This is a genomic window from Streptomyces sp. NPDC104106 (assembly GCF_055584345.1).
Genome location: NZ_JBVJMF010000012.1, coordinates 47,779 through 73,232 on the forward strand (window position 1 = coordinate 47,779; position 25,454 = coordinate 73,232).

Below are 25,454 nucleotides of genomic sequence, written 5' to 3' on the forward strand. Positions count from 1 at the left end.
GCCCCGGTGGGCCACACCGCTGCGCCGCGGTCGCGGCCGCGTGGCTCCGGGGAGGAGGGAGGCCTCGCGCATGAGAGCCTGCGTTCGGGACACCGCCCTTGCCCTGGCCGCGGTCTCGACGGCCGTGTCCCTCACCGCCTGCGGATCGGGTACCGGGAACACCTCCGCCTCAGGGAGCGCTCGGAAGATCGGCGTGCTGCTGCCGGACTCCACCACCGCCCGCTGGGAGACGCAGGACAGGCCCCTGCTGGAGCAGAAGATCCGGCAGCTGTGCGGCGACTGCACCATCGAGCACGCCAACGCCAAAGGTGACGTCGCCATCCAGCAGGAACAGATGGACTCGTCCATCGCCAACGGGGTCAGTGCCATCGTGCTCGTGGCCGTCGATGCCCGGGCCATGAGTTCCTCGGTCGGAAAAGCAGCTGCCGCGCACATCCCGGTCATCGCCTACGACCGCCTCGCCGAGGGTCCGATCTCGGGCTACGTCTCCTTCGACGGCCAGGAGGTCGGCAGACTCCAGGGCAAGGCGCTCCTGACAGCCATGGGCGCCAAGGCCCACGGCAGGCAGATCGTGATGATGAACGGCGACCCCGGTGACCCCAACGCGCTGTCGTTCAAGCAGGGCGCGTTGTCCGAACTCCAGGGGAAGGTGACGATCGCCAAGGAGTACGACACACCCCAGTGGAGCGCGGAGACGGCGAACCTCAACATGTCCGGAGCTATCTCCGCTCTGGGCCCCCGGAGCATCGACGGCGTCTACGCCGCCAACGACAGCCTCGCCGCCGGCAGTATCGCCGCCCTCAAGGCCAACAAGGTCAGCCCGCTGCCCCCCGTCACCGGGCAGGACGCCGAGCTGGCAGCCGTCCGGCGCATTGTCAGCGGCGATCAGTACATGACGGTGTACAAGCCGTTCGGACCCGAGGCTGCCGCCGGCGGCGCCATGGCCGTGGCAGCCGCGCATGGTCAGCGCCTCGACGGAGTGGCCACCACGCGGGTGAAAACCCGCAGCGGGGCGGAGGTTCCGGCCGTGCTGCTCACTCCGGTGCCCGTGACCCTTGCGACCATCAAGAACACCTTGGTGAAGGACGGCGCGTACACGCTCAAACAGATCTGCACCCCGCCACTCGCGGGTGACTGCCACAAGGCCGGGCTGACCTGACAGGCGGGGCCCGCCGGCTCAGGCCCGGGAAGGAGATGATTCTCTTGTCACCCCCCTTGCTCGCCCTGCACGGCGTGTGCAAGCGCTTCGGCGTCGTCGAGGTCCTCCGCGACATCGAGCTGGAGATCCACGCCGGCCAGGTCCTCGCCCTGCTCGGCGACAACGGAGCCGGCAAGTCCACCCTGGTCAAGGTGATCGCCGGAGTCGCGCCCGCGGACAAGGGGAGCATCGCGTGGGAGGGCCGGCCCGTTCACATACGGCGCCCCCATGAAGCCCGGGACCTCGGCATCGCCACCGTCTACCAGGATCTGGCGCTGTGCGGAAACCTCGATGTCGTCGGCAACCTCTTCCTCGGACGAGAGATCCGCCGCTTCGGCTTCCTCGACGAGGTGGAGATGGAGCGCCGCACCAGGCAGCTGCTGGAGCGTCTGACCCGGAGCGTCCCGAATCTGCGCGGTCCCCTGGTGTCACTGTCCAGCGGTCAGCGGCAGACCGTCGCGATCGCCCGCTCGCTTCTCGGCGAACCGCGCGTCCTGCTTCTCGACGAACCGACCGCGGCGCTGGGGTTCGAGCAGACCACCGAGGTCCTCGACCTCGTCGACCGTCTCCGCGACCAAGGCCTGGGGATCCTGCTCATCAGCCACAACATGGGCGATGTGAAGGCCCTCGCGGACCGGGCCGCCGTGCTGCGGCTCGGCCGCAACAACGGCTTCTTCGACGTGAGCACTGCATCCCAGGAGCAGATCATCTCCTCCATCACGGGCGCCACGGACAGCGCGCCTCGCCGGCCTGCCCACCGCGAGGCCGAGTGGTGAAAGGGATGCGTGACATGCCTGACGAGACGCGGGCCGATTCCGCGGCCACCGCAGAAGCCCGTCAGCGCCGCGCAGGGTGGGCCGTCACCCGTGCGGTGGCCGGCTGGCTCGCCGTCCGGCGGCGCAGGCTGAGCGCCGGTGAGCTGGGCTACCTTCCCGTGACACTCGTCCTCGCCGCGGTCTGGATCATCTTCCAGTGCATCAACTCCACCTTCCTCTCGCCCCGTAACCTGTCCAACCTCAGCGTGGACATCGTGGGCACGGGCCTCATCGCGGTCGGCATCGTCTTCGTGCTGCTGCTCGGTGAACTCGACCTGTCGGTCGGCTCGGTCAGCGGGCTCGCCGCCGCCGTCTTCGCCGTGCTCAGCGTCAACAACGGCGTGCCGGAGTGGCTTGCCCTGATCGCGGCCGTGCTGACGGGCACCGCGGCAGGAACCGCCCAGGGGTATTCCGTCGCCAGGACCCGGGTGCCGGCCTTCGTGGTCACCCTCGCCGGGCTGCTGACGTGGAACGGCCTCATGCTCGCCATCCTCGGCACGAGTGGCACCGTCAACCTCGACGAGAACGGGCTCATCGCCCACCTGACCAGCTACTACTTCACCAACGCCGGCGTCGCCTACGCCGTGGCGGCACTCGCCACGGCTCTGGTCTTCCTCACCGCCTACCTCGACAGGCGCCGTCGCAGGGCCGTCGGCATGCCGCACCGCCCGCTGCGTACCATCGGGGCGCGCACAGGAACGGTGGCGGTGATCGCGTTCGCCTCCGCCTATCTGCTGAACCAGTTCCAGGGCCTGCCGCTGGCTCTGCTGATCTTCCTCGCCGTGGTGGCGGGCCTCGACATCATCCTCCGGCGCACGGCCTGCGGACGGCGGGTCTACGCGCTGGGGAGCAGCGTCGAGGCGGCCCGTCGGGCCAGCCTCAGCGTGACCGGCGTACAGACGGCCGTGCTCGCGGTCTCCGGCTCCCTGGCGGCGACCGGCGGCCTCTTCCTGGCCTCGCGCATCACGTCCGTGAGCCAGAACTCCGGCTCCGGCGTCCTGCTGCTCAACGCCATCGCTGCCGCCGTCATCGGCGGCACGAGCCTGTTCGGAGGACGCGGTACGACCTGGTCAGCGGTCCTCGGCATACTGGTCATCCAGTCGATCGCCTCGGGCATGGCCCTCACCGACACGCCCACCGCGGTCCAGCTCGTGATCACGGGCGGGGTGCTCTTCGCCGCGGTGGTCATCGACTCGCTGTCCCGACACACGCAGCAGACGCACGGACGCGCCTGACACCTCCATGGACGGCGCCGGTGATGCCCGCGGAGGACGCCTCCACAGGGTCGTGTCACACTCCTGGCCGCTGCTCGCGGAACCATCGGCGCCGCACATGACTGGATACCTGAAGGCCGCCGTCGACGGGAGGACGTTCCATCCCGGCAAGACCGACCACGAGAGCACCGTCGTGCGGGTGCGCGACGGACTTCTCGAAGACCAACTTCCCGCCCCGCTCGTCACCGCCGACGGCGGCACGTACGGTGGCGTCCCCAGCCTCAAGAGCACCGACAGGTCTCTGTGGGGCAACAACCTCGGCTGACACCGCGTCCGACCGCTCTTGGCGTTGCTGTGCCGGTGTCGATGGACGCTTCGGCCTCCGGCCACCACTCGTCGACGGTAGCGGCAGCTTCCTGCCCTCCAATACATCGGAGTCCGCGCACCAGGTGGGGAGCTTCCCACGGGTCCGGCCGATCGGGTGGCGGTCGGCACGCCGCGGGCGCACGAGAGGCGGGCGCGGAGGTTCTCCTCGGCGATCCACGGGGTCGGGAGTATCCGTCCGGTCTTCCGTCGGCCGGCAGCGCGTTCGGGGGGACGGGCCGGTCAGTGGGACGTCCAGCCGCCGTCCAGGGGGATGGAGCGGCCGGTGAGGTGCGGTCGAGGAACACCTGGTCCAGGACGTCCGCCTCCGAGATGCCGTGGGCGAGCGCCTGTTCCTCGACCAGCGGTGTGCGGACGTAGCCGGGGTTGACGCAGTTGCTGGCCACGCCGTACGCGGCCCCTTCCCGGGCGACCACCTTGCTCAGGCCCTCCAAGGCGTGCTTGGCCGCGACGTACTGGGTTCGTACAGGTCGGCGACGACGGCGATGCCGCCGATCGCCTCCGCCACCTCTTTCGCGGCCTGTGCGGCCCGGTCCACCACGTGGACCTCCGCGGCCCGCGAGGAATCCATGGCGGAACACGGTAGGGAGGTAGCCAGAGGCGAGACACATGGGTCGTCGCCATATTTTCGCCCCATGATGTGGGTGCCGAACCCATGTGTCGGCCTACGACGACCGGCGCGGCAGGCAGTGGGGACCAGGGAACCGCGCGGTGACTGCCGGACGTTTGCGATCCGTACGATCGACCAGGGCGGCACGCCCACCGCGCATGTCACGACGGTATCTGCCGGAACCATGTGTGTGCGAGCCACGTCAACTTCCTTTTTCCTGGCTGCCCTTCACATATCGCGCTCCTGCCGCCGGCCGTACGGTCCGCATCCAGCAAGCAGGTACGTCCTGTCTCCCCCACCCCATGGAGCCGCCCCATGCATTCCTCCACCATGCGCAGATTCCTCAGGCGCACCGCGGTGACCGCCGTGCTCGGTGCCTTCGCCGCGGGCCTGGGCCTGGTCGCGCCCCTCACCCCGGCCGCCGCGGCCTCCGGAACCTTCCAGCAGGTCGCGAACTTCGGTTCCAACCCCGGCAATCTGGCGATGTACGAGTACGCCCCGGCGAACCTGCCCGCGAACGCCCCACTGGTCGTCGCGCTGCACGGCTGCACGCAGTCGGCGAGCGACTACCACACGCACTCCGGCTGGCAGAAGTTCGCCGACGAGTGGGGCTTCGCCGTGGTCTATCCGCAGACCGGCACGGCCAACAACAGTCTGTCCTGCTTCAGCTGGTTCGACTCCGGCAAGGACAGCCGCGGCAACGGTGAGGCGGCCTCGGTCAAGCAGATGGTGGACACCGCCGTGGCACAGTACGGCTCGGACCGCAGCCGTGTCTTCGTCACCGGGCTGTCGGGCGGCGGAGGCATGACGGCCGATCTGCTCGCGGACTACCCGGACGTGTTCGCCGGCGGTGCCGTCGACTCCGGGCTGCCCGCCCAGTGCGCCGGCACACTGAGTGCCGCCTCCGGATGCCAGTACAGCAGCCAGAACCTCACTCCGCGGCAGTGGGGCGACAAGGTCCGCAACTCCTACCAGGGATACACCGGCCCGTGGCCGCGGGTGGCGATCTGGCAGGGCACCTCCGACACCACCGTCGCCCCGGTCAACGGCACCGAGTTGCGCGATCAGTGGACCGACGTCTGGGGCATCGGACAGACGGCCTCCGGCACCCGGAGCCTGACCGGCGGCACCACCGAGAGCATCTACAACGACTCCGCAGGGAAACCCGCCGTCGCGCTCTTCTCGATCTCCGGGATGGCCCACGGCCTCGCCGTGAACCCCGGTCCGGGCGCCGACCAGTGCGGCAGCACCGGCACGTACTACCTGAACTACATCTGCTCCAGCTACTACACCGCGAAGTTCTGGGGTCTGGACGGCTCCGGCGGCGGCTCGGGCAGCGGTTCCCTGCCGGCTCCCGCCGGCGTGACGGTCACCGGCACGACCGACACCGCTGCCTCGCTGTCCTGGACCGCCGTCAACGGCGCCGCCTCATACAACGTCTACCGCGACGGCACCAGGGTCGGCTCCGTGACGGGCACGTCGTACTCCGACACCGCTCTGGCCCCCGGCACCTCGTACCAGTACACCGTCGCCGCGGTCGACTCCACCGGCGCCGTCGGCACCTCCTCGGCGCCGGTCACCGCGACCACGACCGGCGCCGCGCCCCAGTGCTACACCGACAACAACTACAACCAGGTGGCGGCCGGCCGCGCCCACCAAAGCGGCGGTTACACCTACGCCAACGGCTCCGACCAGAACATGGGTCTGTACAACGTGGCCGTCACCCACACCCTGAAGGAGACCTCTCCGGGATACTTCGTCATCGCTGACGGCGGCTGCTGAACCGCGGAAGCCGGCCGGCCGGGCGCGGCCGGAGCGCGCCCTCCGGATACGACGCTCGACCGGGCAACTCCCCGAGGAAGACGAGGACATGCTGCCGACCGGGCACGACCGCCGCCAGCTCCGCGTGTCCGAACTCGCCGCACCCGAGGACGACACCGCATCCTGGCAGCGCGGCCCGCCCTGGCGTACGGCACGTGGGTGCTGTATCCGTGGTCGCTGCGGCTGGTACACCTGCTGCCCGAGACGGCGTACCGCCAACCGCGCCATGGGATGAACGGCAGGGGCGGCGCGGCAATCAGGCGGGGCCTTTCGAAAGCCCCGGTCAGCGGCGCGTGGCCCGGTTCGCCGGGGCGGGCGGGTCCGCGTGTCCTGTTCCGGCGTCCGCCAGCCGGGCTCGTGCGTAGTGGGACTGCCGCTCGCGGTACAGGCGTGCGAGGTGGTGCTGCAGCCGGATGTGCCGGAACTGGTAGACGGCGCCGGTCTGGCGCAGCACGCCCCGGCGGTAGGCATCGTCAAGGAAGGCGACCGTGTCCCACGGCAGCTTCCCTGTCAGCGGGAGCCAGATCCGCACGAGCACCACCCAGTGCCCCCAGGCGGTGAAGGAGAGCGCGTAGGACACGGCACCCCCGAGCCCTCCGACGACGCCGACGACGAGCCCGTCCGCCAGGCGCCAGCTCAGCGGTCCGAGCACGCCCTGGAGCAGGTCGACCACCAGGCGCCCGCCGCCGGCGATCGCCAGGGCCAGCGCCGGCGCCAGGACGGCGATCTGCCGCTTCACCGTCGTACGGTTCGCCAGGAGCAGGGCCGTGGGAGTGGCCGCGGAACGCGGCGACCCGCTCGGCTGTCGTCGTCGACGGGGACCACCCGGCGGGCTCCGAGGATCCCGGCGGCCTCGGCGGCCTGGGCGCTGTCGAGAACGATCACCTGGGAAGTCGCCGTACTCCGTGCGGACGAGGGCGTACCGGCCCTCCGAGTGACACCGTGGCCTGGATCGCGCTGCTCCCGAAGGTGCCGGTGGGCGTCTCCAGCACCGCGCCACTCCACCCGGCGGGCGGCCGTCCGGGCGGCGTCGACCACGATGGCTCCGCGCCCGAGGCACGACCGATCAGATGACGCGCCGTGAACGCAACGCGGTGTCGCCCCGCGCGGCGCCAGGCCGGCTCGAAGGGAGCGACGGAGGCACGCCCCGGGTGGTGAGGCGGCGGCCCGGGTCAGATCGTCGCCGTGTCGATCACGAACCGGTACCGCACGTCGCTGTTGAGCACGCGCTCGTACGCCTCGTTGATCTGGCCGGCGCCGATCAGCTCGATCTCGGCGCCGATGCCGTGCTCGGCGCAGAAGTCCAGCATCTCCTGCGTCTCGGCGATGCCTCCGATCATGGAACCGGCGAGGGTCTTGCGGCCGGCGATCACCGAGAAGAGGTTGAGGGAGACCGGCTCCTCGGGTGCGCCGACGTTCACCAGCGCGCCGTCCCGCTTCAGCAGCCCCAGGAAGGCGCCCAGGTCCAGCGGGGCCGACACCGTGGAGATGATCAGGTCGAACGTGCCGGCCAGTTCCTCGAAGGTCTTGGGGTCGCTGGTGGCGTAGTAGTGGTCGGCACCCAGCTTCAGGCCGTCGTCCTTCTTGCGCAGGGACTGCGACAGGACCGTCACCTCCGCGCCGAGGGCGTGGGCGAGCTTGACGGCCATGTGGCCGAGGCCGCCCAGGCCGACGACGGCGACCTTCTTGCCGGGGCCGGCGTCCCAGTGACGCAGCGGGGAGTACGTGGTGATGCCGGCGCACAGCAGGGGCGCGGCGATGTCCAGCGACAGTGCGTCGGGGATGCGGACGACGAAGTTCTCGTCGACGACGATCTTCTCGGAGTAGCCGCCGTAGGTGGGCTCGCCGTCCTTGCCGACGGAGTTGTACGTGCCGACGTTGCCGCCGGTGCAGAACTGCTCCTGACCGGCCTTGCAGCTGTCGCACTCGCGGCAGGAGTCGACCAGGCAGCCGACGCCCACGCGGTCGCCGACCCTGAACCTGGTGACACCGGAGCCGACCTCGGAGACGACGCCGGCGATCTCGTGGCCCGGGACCATCGGGAAGATGGCGGTGCCCCAGCCCTCGCGGGCCTGGTGGATGTCGGAGTGGCAGATGCCGGAGAACTTGATGTCGATCAGCACGTCGTGCTCGCGGACCGCACGGCGCTCGATCGTGGTGCGCTCCAGGGGAGCCTTGGCGGCGGGTGCGGCGTATGCGGCAACGGTCGTCATGGGGGAGGTTCTCCTCAGATGGGTTCACGCCCGGCTGTCTTCCGTCTGTCGATCCGCCGGGCACGCTCCCCAGCCTGCCGGACGGGTCAACGGTCCGCCCAGATCACGGCTTTGCATACGTTCGCTGTGCCTACGACCAGCAGGGTCAGGCTGCGGGGCGCACGGGATCGTCCGGCTCGGTTCCGGATGCCCTCGCCGCCCGCGGTGACGGTCGTCGGGAACGTGAGGTAGGGAATTCCCCTCTTGTGGGGTACAGGACCACGGTCGACTTACAGCTACCGCCCCTGGACCATGGGCGGTGACCGGGCCGTGGGTTTTCGGACCACAACGAGGGGCAGGACAGCGAAATGGGTCGTGGTATCGGCTCTGCCGGGGAAGCCGGCTTCCGCCGTCAGGGGGTCAGGGCTGCCACGGTGGCCGCACTGGGGGCTGCCGCCGTCGCGCTGGCGGTGACACCGGCGTTCGCCAAGGGCAGCGTCGTGCTGAGCACGTCACCGGGCACCGTCCGCGTCGGCCAGACCATCCACGTGGCCGGGCACGGCGGCAGCGACGCGGTGCGGTACGGGAAGCTCTGCGCGCAGGAACGCACGGGTACGCGCGGCGCGTGGCACACGCTCGCCTGCGGCCGCGTCGTGGAGATCGCGGGCCACGATGCCAAGGTGGACGTGAAGACCAAGGCCGGTCACCGCGGAGTCGTGCAGTTCCGCGGTGTGCTCTACGGCGTGGACGGCCCGCGCGGCGGTCACCCCCGGCAGGACATCAGTACGTCGGCCAGGACCGTCCACGTGCGCTGACGCGGTCACTGCGGAGCCGGCCGGGCGTCCGGTGCACCCGCTCACCGGATTCCCCGCGTGACGTCGCCCCACCCCTGCCGCGTCGCGCCACCGGATCGGCAGGAGCCCCGCCCACCGCGCGGTGCCGCGCGGTGGGCGCCGCGGTGGCCCACACTGGAGGGGCAGTGGTGGGCAGGACAGGGGACGCGGGGATGCGCGCATGGGTGGTGCCCCGGCCGGGGCCCGTCGAGCAGGGACCGTTGCAGCTCCTGGAGCGGCCCGTAGCGGAGCCGGGGTCCGGTGAGCTGCTGGTGCGGGTGCGGGCGTGCGGTGTGTGCCGTACCGATCTGCACGTCACCGAGGGTGATCTGCCGGTGCGCCGGGCGGGTGTGACGCCCGGACACGAGGTGGTCGGCGTGGTCGCCGGTCTCGGCGCGGGGGTGAGCGGCTGGGCGGCCGGCGACCGGGTGGGGGTGGCGTGGCTGCGCCGTACGGACGGCACCTGCCGGTACTGCCTGCGCGGGGACGAGAACCTGTGCCCCGGCTGCGAGTACACCGGCTGGGACGCCGACGGAGGCTACGCCGAGTACACCACCGTTCTGGCCGCCTTCGCCTACCGGCTGCCGGCCGGCGTGGACGACATCACGCTGGCACCGTTGCTGTGCGCGGGCATCATCGGATACCGGGCGCTGCTGCGGACCTCGCTGCCACCGGGCGGGCGGCTCGGGCTGTACGGATTCGGCGGCAGCGCCCACCTGTGCGCGCAGGTCGCCCTGGCGCGGGGAGCCACCGTGCATGTCCTGACCCGCGACGAGGCGTCGAGGCGGCTCGCGCTCGACCTCGGCTGCGCGTCGGCCCGTGACGCGTACGACCGGCCGCCGGAGCCGCTGGACGGGGCGATCCTGTTCGCGCCGGCCGGTGAGCTGGTGCCGGTGGCGCTGCGGGCACTGGACCGGGGCGGGGTCCTCCCGGTCGCCGGCATCCATCTCAGCGACATCCCGGTGCTGCGCTACGAGAGCGAGCTGTTCTACGAGAGAGAGCTGCGCAGCGTCACCTGCAACACACGGCAGAACGGCCGGGACTTCCTGGAACTCGCGGCCCGGTACGGCGTCCGGGCCACGACCCACCCGTACCCGCTCTCCGAGGCCCAGCGAGCGCTCAGGGATCTGAAGGCAGGGCGCTTCGACGGCGCCGCCGTCCTCCTGAACGACCTGTGACAACGGCGAGTTCCGCCGCGAGGGACCGGGGTCGTGCGCGGGGCAGCACGCCGATGGCGGCGCCCGGGATCTGGCGGGGGGGCGGTCGGCGGCCGCGCGCGAACGGGCCGTCGGGCGGGCGGCGAGGTGGCCTCGGCGGCACCACCTCGGCGGCGGCGTGGGTCAGTAGTTCGCGCGGCGCGCGGTGGGCACTGATGGCGCGGGGGCCAAGACCTTGGCCATGGACGGGTGTTCGGACGTGGCCTCGGCCTGGGGCCGCTGGGCACGGACGAGGAGGTTGACGGCGGTCACGGTGCCGGTCGCGGGCGGAGCGAGGCGCTCCTGCTGGCCGGAGGGGCCCTGCCGCAGCGGGCGGGGTCGCCTGCGAGCCCTCGCCGCGCCCGTTGACCCCGGCTTCAAGCCGCGTTTCGGCTCCGCCGGGAAGCTGGACGCCGAGACCGCCCCGGCTTCGTCGGCACCGGACTGGTCCACCGGCGCGCACACGACGCGAGGCGCTCTCGGCGCCCGTCCCGGAGCCGTGCGATCCCCAGATCCGCGCACTCGCCCCCCGACTGGAAACGCGAGGTCCACGTGACGGCCCACGGACACGGCCACGCGTCCACCGTCTCCTCCATCGCGTGGCTCCAGCTCGCAGCCTCCGGACGCCCGGTCGGGCGGCGGCGCGCGCCCTGACCGGGCGGGTCTCATCAGGGCCGTTCGACCCCTGCCGGACGGGACCCGGCGGGTCGAGTCTGGTGGACAGGAGGGTGGGTGGACAGGGGGGCAGTGCCGTCGAAGGGCGTGGGACCGGTGATCACACGAGTGCGGATGCCGCGCCGGCATCTGACGCCGCCCGCCAGGTCCGGGCCGCCGCACGAACGGCCCACCCCTCCGTCCCAGCAGCCGCGGCCGGCCGGCGGACGGTGGGCCGTGTGGTGGGTGCTGATGACGGCCGTCATCCTCCTGCTCCTCTTCCGCGCGCAGTCCGGGCCGCACGCGACGGCGCTGGCCTACAGCGACTTCGTCGGCAAGGTGGGCGCCAGCCAGGTCCAGACGGTCGACATCAGCGACAAGGGCGCGGTCAGCGGCACTCTGAGGGACGGCACGAAGTTCACCTCCCAGCTCCCCACCGCGCTGGGCACCGGTGCACAGCTTGAGCAGCAGCTGTCCGCGCACCACGTGAAGATCACCGGCAGCCAGAGCGGCGGTGGCTCGTCATGGCTGTCCGCATTCGTCGCGTTCCTGCCGTTCCTCCTGTTGATCGGCTTTCTCGTCTGGACGGGACGCCGTGCCGCGGGGTCGCTGACCGGCGGGCTGAGCGCCATCGGACGCTCCCGCGCGAAGATCATCGAGGCCGAGCGGCCCACCACCGGCTTCGACGACATCGCCGGGTACGACGGGGTCAAACAGGAGATCAGCGAGGTCGTCGACTTCCTGCGCAATCCCGGCCGGTACACCGCCGCGGGCGCCAAGGGACCGCGTGGCGTGATCATGGTGGGGCCGCCGGGAACCGGCAAGACGCTGTTCGCGCGGGCGGTCGCCGGCGAGGCGGACGTGCCGTTCCTGTCGGTGACCGGATCCGCCTTCGTGGAGATGTTCGTCGGGGTCGGCGCCTCCCGGGTGCGCGACCTGTTCGGCGAGGCTCGCAAACGGGCCCCGTCGATCATCTTCATCGACGAGATCGACGCGCTCGGCTCCCGTCGCGGCGGCGGGAGCCGGCTGGGCGGCAACGACGAGCGCGAGCAGACCCTCAACCAGCTGCTGTCCGAGATGGACGGCTTCGACCAGTCCAGCGGCATCGTCGTCCTCGCCGCGACCAACCGGCCCGAGGCGCTCGACCCGGCCCTGCTGCGTCCCGGGCGATTCGACCGGCAGGTCACCGTGCCCCTGCCCAACCAGGCCGAGCGCGCGTCGATCCTCGCCGTGCACGCCCGTGACAAGACGCTGGCTCCGGAGGTCGACCTGGACGCCGTGGCCCGTGCCACGCCGGGGTTCTCCGGTGCGGATCTCGCCAACCTGGTGAACGAGGGAGCCATCAACGCCGTACGGGGCGACCGCACCCGGATCGAACCGCACGACCTCGACGCGGCCCGCGACCGCGTGCTGCTCGGCCGCCGGGAGTCCTCCAACGCGCTGTTGCCCGAGGAACGCCACTCGGTGGCGGTCCACGAATCGGGGCACGCGCTGGTCGCCGCCCTGTGCGAACACGCCGACCCGGTGGCGAAGGTCACCATCCTGCCCGCCGGCGTCACGCTGGGCGTGACCGAGCAACTGCCCGAAGCGGAGCGCCACTTGTACAGCGAGAGCTACCTGCACGACCTGCTGGCTGTGCGTCTGGGCGGACGCGCGGCCGAACTCGTGGCCTTCGGCGAGGGCTCGACGGGAGCGGCCAACGACCTGGCCGGAGCCACCCAGCTCGCCACCCGCATGGTGCGCGAGTTCGGCCTCTCGGCCGAGCTGGGCCCGATCGGCTACGCCTCCGCCCACCCGCACTTCCTCGGCGATACGGCCGACGAGCCCGGCCGGCCGGCGTACTCGGAGCAGACCCAGCGCATCGTCGACGAGGAGATCACCCGACTGCTGCGCCGGGCCGAACAGCGCGCCATCGCGCTGCTGCGCGCCCACCGGAACGCCCTGGAGCACCTGGCCGAACAGCTGATCGCCCACGAGACCGTCGACGGCGCCGTGGTCCTCGACGTGCTGCGCCAGGAGCACCGCCGGACGGCCGGAGCAGGCGACGGCCTCGCCGAGCAGGTCGGCACCTGAGGCCACCTGGGCGGCCTGCCCGGGCGAGACGCGTTGCTGACGGCACGCCCGTGCGGGTCCGGTGGTACCGGTCAGGCCGGGGACGCTCGTCGGGCGGCCGACTGCACGCGTCCGCGGCGCGATTGCGGTCTTGTGCGGCCGTGCCCACGAGGGGGCATGGTGGCGCCGGGACCGAGGACCGCTTCTACGCGTGCCGGGCCGTGGCCCAACGGCGGCGCCGGCGAACGCGACCGGCCCGGAGAGCCGGCTGGTCGCGGCGCCGGCCGAGACCAGGGCACGAAGGACGGACCAGCCCCGCCCCTGGGCTCCGGCCGTCGCCCCCGCATGGGGCTGCCCACGGCCGGCCGCGAGGTCCCGTGCGGACCGCCGCCATGCGCAGGACGTGGCCGACCTGGAACGCGGAACCGGCCTTCGGCTGGTGCCGGAGGCCGGTTCGCTGGGGGATCGTCGGCGGGGAGGCCGGGTACGGGTCGGCTCAGCTGATGGCGTTCAGCATCGCCTCTTCGACGTGGTCGGCGGCGTTGCGGTGGCCGAGGGCGTTGGGGTGGACGAAGGACGGCTGGTCAGGGAGGGTGACGAAGCCTTCGACCCACTTGGTGTCGTCGCAGACGCTGTGATGCTGGGAGGAGGTGTAGAGGTCGACGAAGCCAGCGGCTTGCTGGGTGCCGGTCGAGTCGTCGATGGCCTTGTTGAGGGGTTCCAGGACATCCTTGCGCAGCCAGGCCAGGTCACCCTGGGTGATCGTGCCGAACTTCGTCAGGTCGCCGAAGCCGCACTTGGAGGTGTCCTTGGGGACGATGGTGGGGTAGCCGACGGCCAGGATCTTCGCGTGCGGGGCGCGCTCGTGGAGCACGCTGAGCATCCGGTCGTATTCCTGGCGCACCTTCTTCAGCCGGGCCGGGATGCCGGCGGCCAGGGCGTCCTTGCACGGGGTGCCCTTGCCGTCGCTTTCGCCGCCCAGTTGCGGGCACTTCATGAGGATGTCGGCGAAGCCGAGGGTGTTTCCGCCCACGCCGACGGTGATGACGTCGGTGTCGGGGCCCACCGCCTCGGACTGAGGGGGCACCGCGGGGAAGGGGTAGTCCGGGTCCTCGGAGAGGGGCGGCAGGTGACGGCCGATCGGGTGCTGGGGCGTGTCGGTGACGTTCTCGACGGTGGCGGCGCCGCAGCTGACGTTGGTCAGCTCGAAGAGACCGCCGAGGTCGCGGTCGATGACCTGGGGGTAGGACCGGTCGGTGCGCTCGCAGCCGTCGCGCGGGACTTCGAAGGTGTTGCCCGCGGCCCGGATGACCCCGGCGGTGTAGGAGTCGCCCAGGGCGACCCACTGGCGGTCCGCAGCAGCGGCGGGTTGGGCCCCGGCCAACTGCGCGGGAACCAGAGCGCCGGCGGCGAAAGCTGCGGTCGAGCCGAGCAGGGCCAGACGAGTGCGGAAGCGTGCCACGAATCCTCCATGGATATGGCTTTGGCGTCGCTTTGACCATAAAGAGACCATCACTAAACGCACTAGATCCAATGCACACAGTCACACCCGGGCTACACGGCACGTCTCTGTGGGTGACTCGGTTTCAGCGTGTCGACCACTTGCCCCCCCTGCCGGTGACCGCTCTAGTGCGGTACTTGCGCGGCGCACGGAAGGTTCTTGACCGAACGGAGGATCTCGCGGGGAGGCACGGCCTCTCGCCGGCTGTCCTGTTCTGGATCACCGGCAAGCTCCGACTCCTGCCGCCACTGCCTCAGGAAGCCCGGATCCCCTGTCCCCAGAGGCTCAACGGTCGTCCCGCCAGCGTTGCGATCTGCATCCGCTGGGCGATCTCCGCCTCGGACTCGCCGTTCGCACGGCCGAGCCCCGACAGTTGTGCATAGGCGCGGAACCTACGCACTCCCGCCAGCTTGTGCCGACGGCTGGACGGAGCTGCGGCCCCGCCCCTCCTCAAGCCCTCGGCCCCGCGCGCCGGTCCCGCGGTGTCCCGGTAGGCGTATGCCTCGGCCATCGCTGCCGCTACCCTGCCCTGGTTGATCTCTCGTTCCATCTCGGCCGGTGGGGGCGGACCATGGCGGACGACGACCACGTCAACTGGACTGCGGTGGGATCGCTCGCGGGGGTGGTCGCGGCTCTCGTCGCCGTTCTGACCTACCTGGCCCAGACGCCCCACCCGGGGCAGAGCTCCCAACCGAGCTCCCAGGCGCCACCCCCTGCGACCAGCACCTACGTGCCGCCCGCCCCGTCGCCGTCCTCCGCCTCAACGCCCACGTCAACGCCCACCTTCGCGCTCGGCTCGCTGCCCAACCCCTGCAGCCCGGTCAGCGCCGCCCTCATGGCCAAGTACGGCCTGGGGGCAGGCCGGTACAGCGATGACTCCACCTTCGATGAGAAGGAGTGCCAATGGTGGGCGCAGGAATCCTTGCTCACCCTGACGTACTGGGTGAACGCCGCGGCACCGTCGGGGCACTCAGGGCGCTCCGCCGTATCCATCACCGGAGTGTCGAACGCCTTCGAGACGCCGAACGACCCCGTCCAGGGCTCCTGCGTCATCGTGTGGAATACCTCGTTCGGCTACGTGGAGCTGCACGATACGGGATTCCGGGCCGGGAGCGTCTGCGCCCGGCTGGAGGCCTTCGCTGACGACGTCGCGCCCCGCCTGCCGAGCTGAGAACGCCCTCACCAAGCCGGCCTCCGGTTGTGAGCAGCGGAGCACGTCGCCGTGCAGCAGAACGGAACCGAACGCCTGCAGGCCGACCGCCCGCGGGCGCGCGTGGGCGGCGGCCAGGCCAGGAGCGCAAAGCGCGCCAGGAGCTGGATTCGATCGGCGGCGCCGCTGGACGGAGATCTCCAGCTCGCCGAAGGCGTGATCTCCACCGACGCCAAGGTCGATGAGGTGCGGCGCGTTCTGGAGAACCGGGCGATTGCGGTGCTCGCGCGGCAGCAGCCGGTCGCAGGCTTCCACGGCGTCGAGGTCACGGTGGAAGCCGTTGACCAGCGGGTGCAGGGCGGGCAGGTCGTCGGCCTTGCCCCGGTCCCTCCAGGCGGGCAGGGCCTTGGTCTTCCGGTCTTGCATCCAGCGGACCACGCGCCGCGGCTTGGGGAGGGTCCTGAGCGGGGGTAGAGGGTGCCACGGCACCATGGACAGGAGGAGAGGGGCGATGTCGTCGGTGCCGGGAGTTTCGACCAGTCCGTCGGCGTAGAGGGCGAGGGTACGCGACCATGGGTACGCCCCTCGGTCTGAAGCGGCGCTGCGTGTGACGTCGGTCGGTGCAGGTAGCGGTGGCGGGTGTCGGACGACCGCAGACCCCATGCCAGCAGTATGCCGGTGGACAGTGCTGTCACGTGGCCGACGGGAGTGACCCCCAGCGCGGTCAGGCCGCTCGTGATGTGGGGTGCGCGCACCGCGAGCGCGGCGAGCGCTGCCCATCGGTGCCACCGCCGGGCCCCCGCTGCCATCACGGCGGCCAGGGCCGAGACGATCACGTAGGACGGGCCGACGTCCAGCGTCGCACGCAGCGCCGGGTCTGCTTGGCCCGCCGCGATCCGCGCTGCCAGCAGCGACGGGCCGGTGTCCAGGTCGAGTTGACGGTCAGCGGTCACCCGCACCCCCTGCCCGGAGGTCCGGACCGCGCCGCCTACCGCATCGTGCAGGAAGCCCTGACCAACGTCGTCAAGCATGCCCGCACCAGCCACGCCCGGGCGACGGTCGCCTACGCGCCGGGCGAGGTCGCTCTCACGGTCGTCGATGCGGGGGCCGCCCGTACGACCACCCCGATCATCGAGGGCCACGGCCTGACCGGTATGAAGGAACGCGCCACCCTCTACGGCGGCGAGGTTCACGCGGGCCCGCTCTCGCCGCACGGCTTTCGCGTCACCGCCCGGCTGCGGTACGCCACGGACGAGGGAACAGCCCAGTTCCCCGTGGGCGCCGGTCTGGAGGGCGCATGACGGTGCGGGTCGTCGTGGTGGACGACGAGACGCTGGTGCGTGCCGGGTTCCGTGTGCTGATCGAGTCGGAGAACGATCTCCAGGTCGTCGGCGAGGCGGCCGACGGGACCCAGGCGGTCCAGGTGATCCGCGAACTGCGCCCCGATGTGGCCCTGATGGACATCCGGATGCCCGGACTCAATGGCATCGAGGCCATCCGCGCGCTGCTCGGCGGCCCGTCTCCGGTCCCCGTCCACGTCCTGGTGCTCACCACCTTCGACCTGGACGAGTACGTCTTCGAGGCGCTCCGCGCAGGCGCCGCGGGCTTCCTCCTCAAGGACACTGCACCCGCACGCCTGATCGACGCCGTGCGGGTGATCGCCACCGGGGAGTCGCTGCTGTCACCCGGGGTCACCCGCAGGCTCATCGAGACCTACGTCCGCCGCCCTGGCTACTCCGGCCCGGTCACCCATGCCCTGGACGGGGTGACCGGCCGCGAGCGTGACGTGCTGGGCCTGATCGCACGTGGCCTGTCCAACAACGAGATCGCAGCGGAGCTGTATCTGACCGTGGGCACGGTCAAGACCCACGTCAGCCATCTGCTGACGAAGCTGGGGGCCAGGGACCGGGCCCAACTCGTCATCGCCGCCTACGAAAGCGGACTGGCCGGGCCCGCACGTCGTTGAGGCAGGACGAGCAGGACCCGGTTGTGGGGCACGAGATTCAGGCCTCGGCCGGTGCGATCCGCGCGGGGCACGACACAGGCCGGCCACCCGCGGATGCGTCAATCGGCTTGACGCCGGGGCGGCCGTGCGGGGGCAGTTTCCGGACACCGTTCGGAGAGGCGTCGCCGGAGTCCACGTTGCGGTAGACGGAGCCGTCGCTGCTGCCGGTGGCGGTGATCCGAACACCCAGGCCCGCGCTCACTTCAGCCCGGTTGTCCATGCAGCCAGCGCAGGTGGACGGCGTGGGCGCTGGGGGGTTGGGGCGGCTCAGGGAACGGAGCCCTTGGCCCGCTCCCCCTGCCGAGGCCCGTCATGGACACAGATGGCGCAGTCGGCGACGCCGCGGCGCGTCCGTGACCGTTCCAGCCGGTATCCGGTGACCAACTCCGCTTCGATCCGGACGTCCTTCGACCCTCGCGGACGCCCCGGACCGGTGCTCTGCACACCCACGAGGTGTCGGTCACGGCGTGGTGGCGGTGTGGGGCTGAGGCACGGTGGCACCTTGCCCCGTGCGGACCGCTTCCACCGCCGCCTGGTGCAGCTCCCGGCTGTGCCGTTCGGAACGGCAGGCCACCGGGCTTCCGGCGAGGGTGAACCACTCGGACGTACCGCTGTACTGGACCGTCACGTCGGCTTGGATGCCGTCCCACGTGGTGTGGACGGTCAGGTCGCCGGAGACGATCCCGGCTTCCTGCGTACGGACGCCGCCCCGGCCGGTGAAGACTCCGGGGGTGGTCCATGATGCCCAGGGCATGTTCTCGTCCTTCCTGCTCGTGGCCTCCTGGCGTGCTCTTCCTCCATCGTGATCGGCCCGCCCCCGTGCCGGGAGCGGGCCACCCGTCCCACTCACGGGTCCGAGCGGCCCTTTCGCTCGGCTCCGCGGTGGCGCGACGATGCGTGGACCGGCGGGGTTTCCGGCCCTGTCGGGGCCGGTCCGCCCTGATGGTCGGGGCGGGCTCGTGCCGGGCGATTGTCCGGACGTGCCGTGCCGGACGGTGGGATGAAATGGGACGGGGTGGGGCTGCGGCATGGGCCGAAGGGCCCAAAGCCGGGTCCTGGCGGCCCGTGGTATCGGGTCCCGGACGCGGCCAGGCTGGAGGCACACGCCATGAAGGGAGCCGGTGCGATGACCTCCGCCACCATCATGACCTCGGCCCTTGAGCCCGCGCATCGTGAACGGCTGATGGGCCTCGCCCGCGAGGCGTCCTTCGAGGCGGGGACCCGCCTGTTCGAAGAGGGGCGGCGCGCCGACCGCTTCTGGATCGTGCGCACCGGAACCGTCGCCCTCGACCTGCACGTACCCGGCCGCCGTCCCGCCGTGATCGAAACGCTCGGGCACGGCGAACTCGTCGGCTGGTCCTGGCACTTCCCCCCGCACCTGTGGCATCTGGGCGCCGAGGCGACGAGCCCGGTGCGGGCCTGGGAGTTCGACGCCGGGGCCGTCCGGCGTGTGTGCGCGGAGGACGCCGGGTTCGGCCGGGCGATCGCGGTCTGGGTCGGACAGGTGGTCGCCCAGCGGCTGCACGCCTCCCGGGTCCGTCTGCTCGATCTGTACGCCCCCTACGGCAGCGGAGGTCTGACATGACAACCCGGCCGCGCGAGGAGGAGACCATGGGGACCAGCCCCCACCGAGTGGGCGACGTGATGACGCGGGCCGTCGTCGCCGTGGGCCGCAAGGCCCTGTTCAAGGACATGGTCGAGCGCATGGAGCAGTGGAACGTCAGCGCGCTGCCCGTGCTGGAGGGCGACGGCCGCGTGATCGGGCTCGTGTCCGAGGCGGATCTGCTGCCCAAGGAGGAGTTCCGCGACAGCGATCCGGACCGGTGTGCCCAGCGGCGCCGGCTGCCGGACCTGGCCAAGGCCGGGGCGGTCTGCGCGGAGGAGCTGATGAGCACCCCCGCCGTGACCGTGCACCCCGACGCCACGCTCGCCGAGGCCGCGCGCATCATGGCGCTGCGGCACGTCAAACGGCTGCCTGTGGTGAGCGCAGAGGGCCTCCTGGAGGGCGTGGTGAGCCGCGCGGACCTGTTGAAGGTGTTCCTGCGCCCGGACGACGACCTCGCGGACGAGATCCGGCGGGACATCGTCGACGTGCTGTTCCCGGCTCCGGTCGAGCCCGTGCACATCACGGTCACCGACGGCGTCGCCACGCTGACCGGGCGGGTCGAGGACGCCGCCCGCATACCGCTGGCCGTCCGGCTGGTGCGTGGCGTCGAGGGTGTGGTGGGCGTCGACTGCCGGCTCACCGCGACCGGGATCGGCGCCGGGTCCGGGACCCGGACCGGGGAGGAATGAGACAGGCGGGGCAGCGGGGAGGCGTGGACCGGGGCGAGCACCGCCGGACAGGACGGTCCCCGGGGCCGTCCCCCACGGTCCGACCCACCACCCGGCCCGCTCAGCGCCGCTCTCAGCCTCTGCCACCGCTCAGGTTCCACCGCGGTCCGACCCGCTGCCACTCCTCGTCCCACTCGGCCATGCGCCGCCGGATGAGCCGGCCGCGGATCACCCGGCCGGCGCCCCAGACCACGGCAGCGGCCGCGGGGGCGACGAGGGCGCCGGCCAGGACCGCCTCCAACGTGGCCGCGACGCCGGTGACCGGTGCGGGGACGGCCCGGTCCCGCTGGTCCGCCCATACGGTGACCCGGGTGCCCGCCGGAGCGCCCGGGAAGACCTTGGCCTGCCCCGTGTGCGCCGAACCGTGCGCGTCCGTCCAACGCACGGAGGCCCACACCCGCCCGTCGTCGTATCCGCCGGCGACAGAGGGGGCGGGCGGCGCGGCGCCGGTGAGGACGGCGGACACCGGGTGCACCCGGGTCGAACGATCGACGGTCTGCGCGGCCACCGTCCCGGCGGCTGCTCCCGCGAGTACCGTGAGCAGCCAGACGGCGAGGACGATCCAGCCCTCGACGACGTCGCTGTGCCGCCTCAGCGGGTTGCGCCGCCAGTGCCACAGCCGTACCGGGGTGACCGTCGCGGGAGGAGTCCCTGTCATCGTCGCCGCCTCCTGCCGTGCGCCCGGACTCCGCCTCAGGCCGGGCGCGCCCGGCTGCCGCCGGCGAGACCGGGAGCGAGGCCGCTGCGGCGGGGCGGGCCGGTCAGTGTGCACTCGACGTCGACGACGCCCGGCACCGACCGGGCGAGCCGGGCGGCCAGCGGGAGCAGAACGGTCTCGCGGACCTGCCCGGAGAGCGTGACGACGCCGTCGTGCACCTCGACGCGGATGCCGGCAGAGGGCGGCCCGAAGAGCCGTGCGACGATCTCGTGCCGCACGTCCTCGGCGATGTCGTCGTCGGACCGCAGGAAGACCTTCAGCAGGTCGGAGCGGCTGACGATGCCTTTCAGCGTGCCGTCGCGGCCGACGACGGGGAGCCGTTTGACCCCGGCTCGGGCCATGACGCGGGCGGCGTGCGCGAGGGTGGCGTCGGCCCGCACGGTGACGGCCGGTGCGGTCATGAGCCGGCCCGCGGTCACGGCGTCCGCCTTCTGTGCGTCGGCGAAGTGGCCCAACTGCCCGTACCGGCCGATGTCTTGGTCACTGTACTCCTGCTTGGCCAGCAGATCGGCCTCGGACACCACGCCCACGACCACGCCCGAGTCGTCCAGCACCGGCAGCGCGCTGACCCGCCACTCCCGCATGGCGTGCACGATGTCCTTGAACACCGCGCCGGTACGCAGGGCGACTACCCGGTGGGCCATCACGTCGTTCACTATCGTGGGAGTGCCGTTCATGGCGTCCTCCAAGGGCTCCGCCGCCGTCATCGGACACCATCAGGCTGCGGCCCCGGGGCTTCGGCGTCTTGGGCCGATCGGACCCGATACCGCCCCCGTCGGCCCCCGTCCCACGTCGTCAGCGCGCCGGCCGGACCGCGCCGGCGGCGTGGGGGCGTGGGCGGAACCGCCCGGGAGCCGGAGGAAGGAGCGCCGGAGCCGGACGGGCCGGTGCTGGGGCCGTACGAACCCATCAGCCGGGCCGGTGTCTCCGGTTCGCTCTTCCCATGGTCGAGGACCACACGGCGCACGCGGCCCACGAGCACTCCGCCTCCGGCTCGGCCGGTTCCCCTCGCAGAGCTGGGCGGGCGTCGTCGGACGGCGGGGGCCGGCCGGTGCCCGGCGGCCCGCCGACGCGTGGGCGGTCATGGCGCACCGGGCACTGTGCCGCCGGGCTCAGCCGTTCCAGCTCCACTCGGCGACCTCGGGCAGGTCGGTGCCGTGTTCACGGATCCAGGCGTGGTGGCGGGTACGGGCGTCGGCCATGGCCTGGCGTACGGCGGCCGCGCGCACGGCCAGGCCGGGAACACGGTCGATGACGTCCATGACGAGCCGGTAGCGGTCGAGGTCGTTGCGGACCACCATGTCGAACGGCGTGGTCGTGGTCCCGGACTCCTTGTAGCCCCGTACATGCAGGTGCCCGTGCCCCCTGCGGCGATACGCGAGGCGGTGGATCAGCCACGGGTATCCGTGGTAGGCGAAGATCACCGGCTTGTCGGTGGTGAACAGGCCGTCGTACTCGAAGTCGGTCATGCCGTGCGGGTGTTCCTCGTGCGGCAGCAGCCGGGTCATGTCGACCACGTTCACCACGCGCACCGCCAGGCCCGGCAGATACCGGCGCAGCAGTTGTGCGGCGGCCAGCACCTCCTGCGTGGGTACGTCGCCCGCGCAGGCCAGGACGACGTCCGGCGCGCCGCCGTTCTCGGTGCCCGCCCACTCCCAGATCCCGGCTCCGCGCGCGCAGTGCACGCGTGCCTGGGCCGGCGAGAGCCAGTCGAAGCACGGCTGTTTGCCGGCCACGACCACGTTGACCTGGTCGCGGCTGCGCAGGACGTGGTCGGTGACGGCCAGGAGGGTGTTGGCGTCCGGCGGCAGATAGACGCGGACCACGTCGGGGCTCTTGTTGAGGACGTGGTCCACGAAGCCGGGGTCCTGGTGCGAGAAGCCGTTGTGATCCTGGCGCCACACGTGCGAGGTCAGCAGGTAGTTGAGGGAGGCGACCGGGGCGCGCCAGGGAAGTTCGCGGGAGGTCTTCAGCCATTTGATGTGCTGGTTGACCATCGAGTCCACGATGTGCACGAACGCCTCGTAGCAGGAGAACAGTCCGTGCCGGCCGGTGAGCAGGTAGCCCTCCAGCCAGCCCTGGCAGAGGTGTTCGGAGAGGATCTCCAGCACCCGGCCGTGCCGGTCCAGGTGTTCGTCGACCGGCAGCATCCGCGCCTGCCAGGCCTTTCCGCTGGTGTCGAAGACGGCCTGGAGCCGGTTGGAGGCGGTCTCGTCCGGGCCGACGAGCCGGAAGTCCCGGCGCTGCCGCGTGTCGTTCATGACGTGTTCGAGGAACGTGCCGAGGACGCGGGTGGGTTCGTGCAGGGTCGCCCCGGGCTTGTCGACGGGTACGGCGATGCCGTCGAGGGGCGGCAGGGGCAGCTCGCGCACGAGGAGGCCGCCGTTGGCGTGCGGGGTGGCCCCGAGCCGCCGCGGTCCCTCGGGGACGCAGGCGAGGACGTCGGCGACCGGCCGGCCGTCGGTGTCGAACAGTTCCTCGGGCCGGTACGACCGCAGCCAGCGCTCCAGCTGCCGCAGGTGCGCGGGGTTCTCCCGGACGCCGGGCAGCGGCACCTGGTGGGAGCGCCAGGTTCCCTCGACCGGTTCGCCGTCCACCTCGGCGGGGCCGGTCCAGCCCTTCGGTGTGCGCAGCACGACGACCGGCCAGTGCACCCGCTCGCACACGCCCTCCTCGCGCGCCGTGCGCTGCATCAGGGCGATGCTGTCCAGTGCCTCGTCGAAGGCCGCGGCCAGCGCGCGGTGCACGGCGGCCGGGTCGTCGCCGGTGACATGGAGGGGTTCGTGGCCGTAGCCGCGCAACAGCGCGTCCAGCTCCTGCTCGGGAAGCCGGGACAGCACGGTCGGGTTGGCGATCTTGTAGCCGTTGAGGTGGAGGATCGGCAGGACGGCTCCGTCGTGCACCGGGTCGAGGAACTTGTTGGAGTGCCAGGAGGCGGCCAGCGGCCCGGTCTCCGCCTCGCCGTCGCCGATCACGCAGGCCACGACGAGGCCGGGGTTGTCGAAGGCCGCGCCGTAGGCGTGTGCGAGGGAGTAGCCGAGTTCACCGCCCTCGTGGATCGATCCCGGGGTCTCGGGCGCCACATGGCTGGGCACCCCGCCGGGGAAGGAGAACTGCCGGAACAGCCGTTCCATGCCGGCCGCGTCCCGCGACACGTCCGGGTACGTCTCGCCGTAGCTGCCGTCCAGCCAGGAGCCCGCGAGGACGGCCGGGCCCCCGTGGCCCGGGCCCCATACGCACAGGGCGTCCAGTCCGCGTGCCTTGATGACCCGGTTGAGGTGCGTGTACACGAGGTTCAGCCCGGGTGAGGTGCCCCAGTGGCCGAGCAGCCTCGGCTTGATGTGCTCGGGTGTGAGCGGCTCGCGCAGCAGCGGGTTGGCCATGAGGTAGATCTGGCCCGCCGCGAGATAGTTGGCGGCACGGAAGTGTGCGTCCAGCGTGCGCACTTCCTCGTCGGTGAGTGGGGTGAGTCCGGCCTCGGTCATGGAGAACCTCGGATTCGTCGTCCGTTGACGGTCAGTTTGCCGGTCTTACGGGGAAAGTTCGGTTATGACGGCCATCGGACACGTCGGCCCGGGCCTCGTCCGCAGCGCATCGCCGTGGCGGTGTCACTCCGATGCGATCAAGGAGTGCTGCGCTCTCCCGGGAACCGGCGGCCCTCGCGGGCCAGGCGCTGCCCGCGGCGGCGGAGCCGGGGCCGCGAGCACGGGCTCGCCGACGTGACGGATCTTCGGCGGCGCTCCGGCTTTCGGGCGAGCGAGCTCGAGTCCTGCGGTGGTGGGCCGGGTCATGGCCGTCGCCTCCCGGGGCGAGGGATCGGATACCAGCGTGGTGAGGCCCCGAGGGCGCGGTCAGGGGCCGCAGGTCCCGATGCGGGGCCGAACGGCCCCGTGACCGGCTTGCCCCGGCGACGCCGCCCGGCTCACCACGTTCCCCGCAGACCTCCCGGCGTATCGCCGTGGCGCCCCACCCCGGCCACCGGGGCCGGGTGGCCCCTGGCGATGCCCGCCGCACCGGAACAGGCTGGTAGTGCAGGACCGACGCAGACCTCATGGAGTTCACCATGTACGGCACCCCGCGCATCGTCAGCGATGTCATGACCCAGACGGTCGCTGCCATCGGCCGCCGGGCCCCCTTCAAGGAGATCGTGCAGCTGATGCAGGACTGGCAGGTCAGCGCGCTGCCCGTGATCGAGGGCGAGGGCCGGGTGGTCGGGGTCGTCTCGGAGGCCGACCTGCTGCCCAAGGAGGAGCTGAGGGACGACCCCGACGCGGGCTACCTCCGGCTGCGCCGGCCGGTCGACGTGGCGAAGGCCGAGGCGATGACCGCGGGCGACCTGATGTCGTCCCCCGCCCTCACCGTCGAGGCGAACGCCACCGTCGCCGAGGCCGCACGGATCATGACGCGGGGCGGGGTCAAACGACTCCCCGTCGTGGACGGGACCGGACTGCTCCAGGGCGTCGTCAGCCGAGCCGACCTGCTCAAGGTGTTCCTGCGCGACGACGAGGACATCGCCGAGGAGGTCCGGCGCGAGATCGTGTCGTACCTCTTCCCGCTGTCGTCCTCGGCCGTCCAGGTGGAGGTGGAGGACGGGGTCGTCACGCTGGCGGGCCGCGTCCCCGACAGCTCTGTGGTCCCGGTGGCGGCGCGCCTCGTGCGGGCCGTGGAAGGCGTGGTGGACGTCCGGTTCGACCTCGCGCCCCACAGTCATGGCGTGCACAGCCATGAGCTGCCGGGCCGGTGATGGCTCCACAGGCCGGCGAAGTACCGGGAGTGG

Annotated in this window: 22 protein-coding genes and 4 pseudogenes; 15 read left to right on the plus strand and 11 right to left on the minus strand. The window is 71.8% G+C overall.

The genetic code is table 11. The annotated features are described in order from the left end of the window. The first annotated feature begins 70 nt into the window (after nt 1-70). The 4 genes and pseudogenes from ACZ60X_RS26465 to ACZ60X_RS26480 form a co-directional block, all read left to right on the plus strand. Nucleotides 71-1,159 carry a substrate-binding domain-containing protein gene (locus tag ACZ60X_RS26465; RefSeq protein WP_469603215.1) on the plus strand — a complete coding sequence of 363 codons (1,089 nt, stop codon included), beginning with the start codon at nt 71-73 and terminating at the stop codon, nt 1,157-1,159. 35 nt (nt 1,160-1,194) lie between these two features. Then, nucleotides 1,195-1,974 carry an ATP-binding cassette domain-containing protein gene (locus tag ACZ60X_RS26470; RefSeq protein WP_469603218.1) on the plus strand — a complete coding sequence of 260 codons (780 nt, stop codon included), beginning with the start codon at nt 1,195-1,197 and terminating at the stop codon, nt 1,972-1,974. Between the two features lie 14 nt (nt 1,975-1,988). Next, the gene (locus tag ACZ60X_RS26475; protein WP_469603221.1) at nt 1,989-3,248 is read left to right on the plus strand and encodes a sugar ABC transporter permease; all 1,260 of its coding nucleotides are present in this window, start codon (nt 1,989-1,991) and stop codon (nt 3,246-3,248) included. A 103-nt stretch (nt 3,249-3,351) separates the two neighbouring features. Then, nucleotides 3,352-3,552: pseudogene (locus tag ACZ60X_RS26480) on the plus strand (sugar ABC transporter substrate-binding protein); the annotation flags it as partial. 281 nt (nt 3,553-3,833) lie between these two features. Here the strand turns inward: ACZ60X_RS26480 and ACZ60X_RS26485 are convergent. Beyond that, nucleotides 3,834-4,099, minus strand: a pseudogene (locus ACZ60X_RS26485) (SDR family NAD(P)-dependent oxidoreductase); the annotation flags it as partial. Further along, complete coding sequence (locus ACZ60X_RS26490; RefSeq protein ID WP_469603669.1) at nt 4,033-4,182, minus strand: hypothetical protein; 150 nt, start codon at nt 4,180-4,182, stop codon at nt 4,033-4,035. The pseudogene ACZ60X_RS26485 and the gene ACZ60X_RS26490, both read right to left, overlap by 67 nt. A 354-nt stretch (nt 4,183-4,536) precedes the next feature. Here ACZ60X_RS26490 and ACZ60X_RS26495 point away from each other — a divergent pair, with 354 nt between their 5' ends. Then, complete coding sequence (locus tag ACZ60X_RS26495) at nt 4,537-6,003, plus strand: extracellular catalytic domain type 1 short-chain-length polyhydroxyalkanoate depolymerase (RefSeq protein ID WP_469603224.1); 1,467 nt, start codon at nt 4,537-4,539, stop codon at nt 6,001-6,003. A gap of 322 nt (nt 6,004-6,325) precedes the next feature. On the opposite strand, the gene ACZ60X_RS26500 is transcribed toward ACZ60X_RS26495, so the two are convergent. From ACZ60X_RS26500 to ACZ60X_RS26510, 3 genes and pseudogenes are all read right to left on the minus strand, one after another. Beyond that, nucleotides 6,326-6,781 (minus strand): hypothetical protein, encoded by a 456-nt coding sequence (locus ACZ60X_RS26500; protein ID WP_469603227.1) that lies wholly within the window; start codon nt 6,779-6,781, stop codon nt 6,326-6,328. Nucleotides 6,782-6,837: 56 nt separating this feature from the next. After that, nucleotides 6,838-6,927: pseudogene (locus ACZ60X_RS26505) on the minus strand (MBL fold metallo-hydrolase); the annotation flags it as partial. Nucleotides 6,928-7,214: 287 nt separating this feature from the next. After that, a complete protein-coding gene (locus tag ACZ60X_RS26510; RefSeq protein WP_469603232.1) occupies nt 7,215-8,255 on the minus strand; it encodes an NAD(P)-dependent alcohol dehydrogenase in 1,041 nt (346 codons plus the stop codon). A 413-nt stretch (nt 8,256-8,668) separates the two neighbouring features. On the opposite strand from ACZ60X_RS26510, the gene ACZ60X_RS26515 reads away from it, so the two are divergent. From ACZ60X_RS26515 to ftsH, 3 genes are all read left to right on the plus strand, one after another. Then, a complete protein-coding gene (locus tag ACZ60X_RS26515; RefSeq protein ID WP_469603235.1) occupies nt 8,669-9,049 on the plus strand; it encodes a hypothetical protein in 381 nt (126 codons plus the stop codon). Between the two features lie 191 nt (nt 9,050-9,240). Next, entirely contained in the window at nt 9,241-10,245 is a 1,005-nt protein-coding gene (locus tag ACZ60X_RS26520) for a zinc-binding alcohol dehydrogenase family protein (protein WP_469603238.1), read from the plus strand. Between the two features lie 807 nt (nt 10,246-11,052). Beyond that, nucleotides 11,053-12,990: an ATP-dependent zinc metalloprotease FtsH gene (gene ftsH / locus ACZ60X_RS26525; RefSeq protein ID WP_469603634.1), complete on the plus strand. Its 1,938-nt coding sequence runs from the start codon at nt 11,053-11,055 to the stop codon at nt 12,988-12,990. 475 nt (nt 12,991-13,465) lie between these two features. Here the strand turns inward: ftsH and ACZ60X_RS26530 are convergent, their stop codons facing one another. Beyond that, nucleotides 13,466-14,431: an SGNH/GDSL hydrolase family protein gene (locus ACZ60X_RS26530; RefSeq protein ID WP_469603241.1), complete on the minus strand. Its 966-nt coding sequence runs from the start codon at nt 14,429-14,431 to the stop codon at nt 13,466-13,468. A 610-nt stretch (nt 14,432-15,041) separates the two neighbouring features. On the opposite strand from ACZ60X_RS26530, the gene ACZ60X_RS26535 reads away from it, so the two are divergent. From ACZ60X_RS26535 to ACZ60X_RS26550, 4 genes and pseudogenes are all read left to right on the plus strand, one after another. Then, complete coding sequence (locus ACZ60X_RS26535; protein ID WP_469603244.1) at nt 15,042-15,641, plus strand: hypothetical protein; 600 nt, start codon at nt 15,042-15,044, stop codon at nt 15,639-15,641. Nucleotides 15,642-15,800: 159 nt separating this feature from the next. Continuing rightward, nucleotides 15,801-15,926, plus strand: a pseudogene (locus tag ACZ60X_RS26540) (phosphate signaling complex protein PhoU); the annotation flags it as partial. Between the two features lie 575 nt (nt 15,927-16,501). Further along, nucleotides 16,502-16,921 (plus strand): sensor histidine kinase, encoded by a 420-nt coding sequence (locus ACZ60X_RS26545; protein WP_469603247.1) that lies wholly within the window; start codon nt 16,502-16,504, stop codon nt 16,919-16,921. Further along, nucleotides 16,918-17,586 (plus strand): response regulator, encoded by a 669-nt coding sequence (locus ACZ60X_RS26550; RefSeq protein WP_469603250.1) that lies wholly within the window; start codon nt 16,918-16,920, stop codon nt 17,584-17,586. The genes ACZ60X_RS26545 and ACZ60X_RS26550 overlap by 4 nt, the downstream gene beginning before the upstream one ends. A 37-nt stretch (nt 17,587-17,623) precedes the next feature. Here ACZ60X_RS26550 and ACZ60X_RS26555 read toward each other — a convergent pair whose 3' ends face one another. Together ACZ60X_RS26555 and ACZ60X_RS26560 are read right to left on the minus strand one after the other, a co-directional pair. After that, complete coding sequence (locus tag ACZ60X_RS26555; protein WP_469603253.1) at nt 17,624-17,845, minus strand: hypothetical protein; 222 nt, start codon at nt 17,843-17,845, stop codon at nt 17,624-17,626. A gap of 240 nt (nt 17,846-18,085) precedes the next feature. Beyond that, nucleotides 18,086-18,379, minus strand: coding sequence for a hypothetical protein (locus tag ACZ60X_RS26560; RefSeq protein ID WP_469603256.1), 294 nt, complete (start codon nt 18,377-18,379; stop codon nt 18,086-18,088). Between the two features lie 372 nt (nt 18,380-18,751). On the opposite strand from ACZ60X_RS26560, the gene ACZ60X_RS26565 reads away from it, so the two are divergent. Together ACZ60X_RS26565 and ACZ60X_RS26570 are read left to right on the plus strand one after the other, a co-directional pair. Beyond that, the gene (locus ACZ60X_RS26565) at nt 18,752-19,210 is read left to right on the plus strand and encodes a cyclic nucleotide-binding domain-containing protein (RefSeq protein ID WP_469603259.1); all 459 of its coding nucleotides are present in this window, start codon (nt 18,752-18,754) and stop codon (nt 19,208-19,210) included. Nucleotides 19,211-19,236: 26 nt separating this feature from the next. Beyond that, the gene (locus ACZ60X_RS26570) at nt 19,237-19,920 is read left to right on the plus strand and encodes a CBS domain-containing protein (protein ID WP_469603637.1); all 684 of its coding nucleotides are present in this window, start codon (nt 19,237-19,239) and stop codon (nt 19,918-19,920) included. Nucleotides 19,921-20,032: 112 nt separating this feature from the next. Here the strand turns inward: ACZ60X_RS26570 and ACZ60X_RS26575 are convergent, their stop codons facing one another. The 3 genes from ACZ60X_RS26575 to ACZ60X_RS26585 all read right to left on the minus strand — a co-directional run bounded on the left by ACZ60X_RS26575 (nt 20,033) and on the right by ACZ60X_RS26585 (nt 24,162). Further along, on the minus strand, nt 20,033-20,617 hold the full coding sequence (locus ACZ60X_RS26575) for an Rv1733c family protein (protein ID WP_469603262.1): 585 nt from the start codon (nt 20,615-20,617) through the stop codon (nt 20,033-20,035). A 35-nt stretch (nt 20,618-20,652) separates the two neighbouring features. Further along, complete coding sequence (locus ACZ60X_RS26580) at nt 20,653-21,354, minus strand: CBS domain-containing protein (protein WP_469603266.1); 702 nt, start codon at nt 21,352-21,354, stop codon at nt 20,653-20,655. 435 nt (nt 21,355-21,789) lie between these two features. Then, a complete protein-coding gene (locus tag ACZ60X_RS26585; RefSeq protein ID WP_469603269.1) occupies nt 21,790-24,162 on the minus strand; it encodes a phosphoketolase family protein in 2,373 nt (790 codons plus the stop codon). A 578-nt stretch (nt 24,163-24,740) separates the two neighbouring features. On the opposite strand from ACZ60X_RS26585, the gene ACZ60X_RS26590 reads away from it, so the two are divergent. Beyond that, complete coding sequence (locus ACZ60X_RS26590) at nt 24,741-25,421, plus strand: CBS domain-containing protein (RefSeq protein WP_469603639.1); 681 nt, start codon at nt 24,741-24,743, stop codon at nt 25,419-25,421. The last annotated feature ends 33 nt before the right edge of the window (nt 25,422-25,454 follow it).

What these genes read in the sequence shown, in the direction of transcription:
- ACZ60X_RS26465 (WP_469603215.1), top strand. Translation starts at nt 71, where the DNA reads ATGAGAGCCTGCGTTCGGGACACCGCCCTTGCCCTGGCCGCGGTCTCG.
- ACZ60X_RS26470 (WP_469603218.1), top strand. Translation starts at nt 1,195, where the DNA reads ATGATTCTCTTGTCACCCCCCTTGCTCGCCCTGCACGGCGTGTGCAAG.
- ACZ60X_RS26475 (WP_469603221.1), top strand. Translation starts at nt 1,989, where the DNA reads ATGCCTGACGAGACGCGGGCCGATTCCGCGGCCACCGCAGAAGCCCGT.
- ACZ60X_RS26490 (WP_469603669.1), bottom strand. Translation starts at nt 4,182, where the DNA reads ATGGATTCCTCGCGGGCCGCGGAGGTCCACGTGGTGGACCGGGCCGCA.
- ACZ60X_RS26495 (WP_469603224.1), top strand. Translation starts at nt 4,537, where the DNA reads ATGCATTCCTCCACCATGCGCAGATTCCTCAGGCGCACCGCGGTGACC.
- ACZ60X_RS26510 (WP_469603232.1), bottom strand. Translation starts at nt 8,255, where the DNA reads ATGACGACCGTTGCCGCATACGCCGCACCCGCCGCCAAGGCTCCCCTG.
- ACZ60X_RS26520 (WP_469603238.1), top strand. Translation starts at nt 9,241, where the DNA reads ATGCGCGCATGGGTGGTGCCCCGGCCGGGGCCCGTCGAGCAGGGACCG.
- ftsH (WP_469603634.1), top strand. Translation starts at nt 11,053, where the DNA reads ATGCCGCGCCGGCATCTGACGCCGCCCGCCAGGTCCGGGCCGCCGCAC.
- ACZ60X_RS26535 (WP_469603244.1), top strand. Translation starts at nt 15,042, where the DNA reads ATGGCGGACGACGACCACGTCAACTGGACTGCGGTGGGATCGCTCGCG.
- ACZ60X_RS26550 (WP_469603250.1), top strand. Translation starts at nt 16,918, where the DNA reads ATGACGGTGCGGGTCGTCGTGGTGGACGACGAGACGCTGGTGCGTGCC.
- ACZ60X_RS26555 (WP_469603253.1), bottom strand. Translation starts at nt 17,845, where the DNA reads ATGGACAACCGGGCTGAAGTGAGCGCGGGCCTGGGTGTTCGGATCACC.
- ACZ60X_RS26560 (WP_469603256.1), bottom strand. Translation starts at nt 18,379, where the DNA reads ATGCCCTGGGCATCATGGACCACCCCCGGAGTCTTCACCGGCCGGGGC.
- ACZ60X_RS26565 (WP_469603259.1), top strand. Translation starts at nt 18,752, where the DNA reads ATGACCTCCGCCACCATCATGACCTCGGCCCTTGAGCCCGCGCATCGT.
- ACZ60X_RS26570 (WP_469603637.1), top strand. Translation starts at nt 19,237, where the DNA reads ATGGGGACCAGCCCCCACCGAGTGGGCGACGTGATGACGCGGGCCGTC.
- ACZ60X_RS26575 (WP_469603262.1), bottom strand. Translation starts at nt 20,617, where the DNA reads ATGACAGGGACTCCTCCCGCGACGGTCACCCCGGTACGGCTGTGGCAC.
- ACZ60X_RS26580 (WP_469603266.1), bottom strand. Translation starts at nt 21,354, where the DNA reads ATGAACGGCACTCCCACGATAGTGAACGACGTGATGGCCCACCGGGTA.
- ACZ60X_RS26585 (WP_469603269.1), bottom strand. Translation starts at nt 24,162, where the DNA reads ATGACCGAGGCCGGACTCACCCCACTCACCGACGAGGAAGTGCGCACG.
- ACZ60X_RS26590 (WP_469603639.1), top strand. Translation starts at nt 24,741, where the DNA reads ATGTACGGCACCCCGCGCATCGTCAGCGATGTCATGACCCAGACGGTC.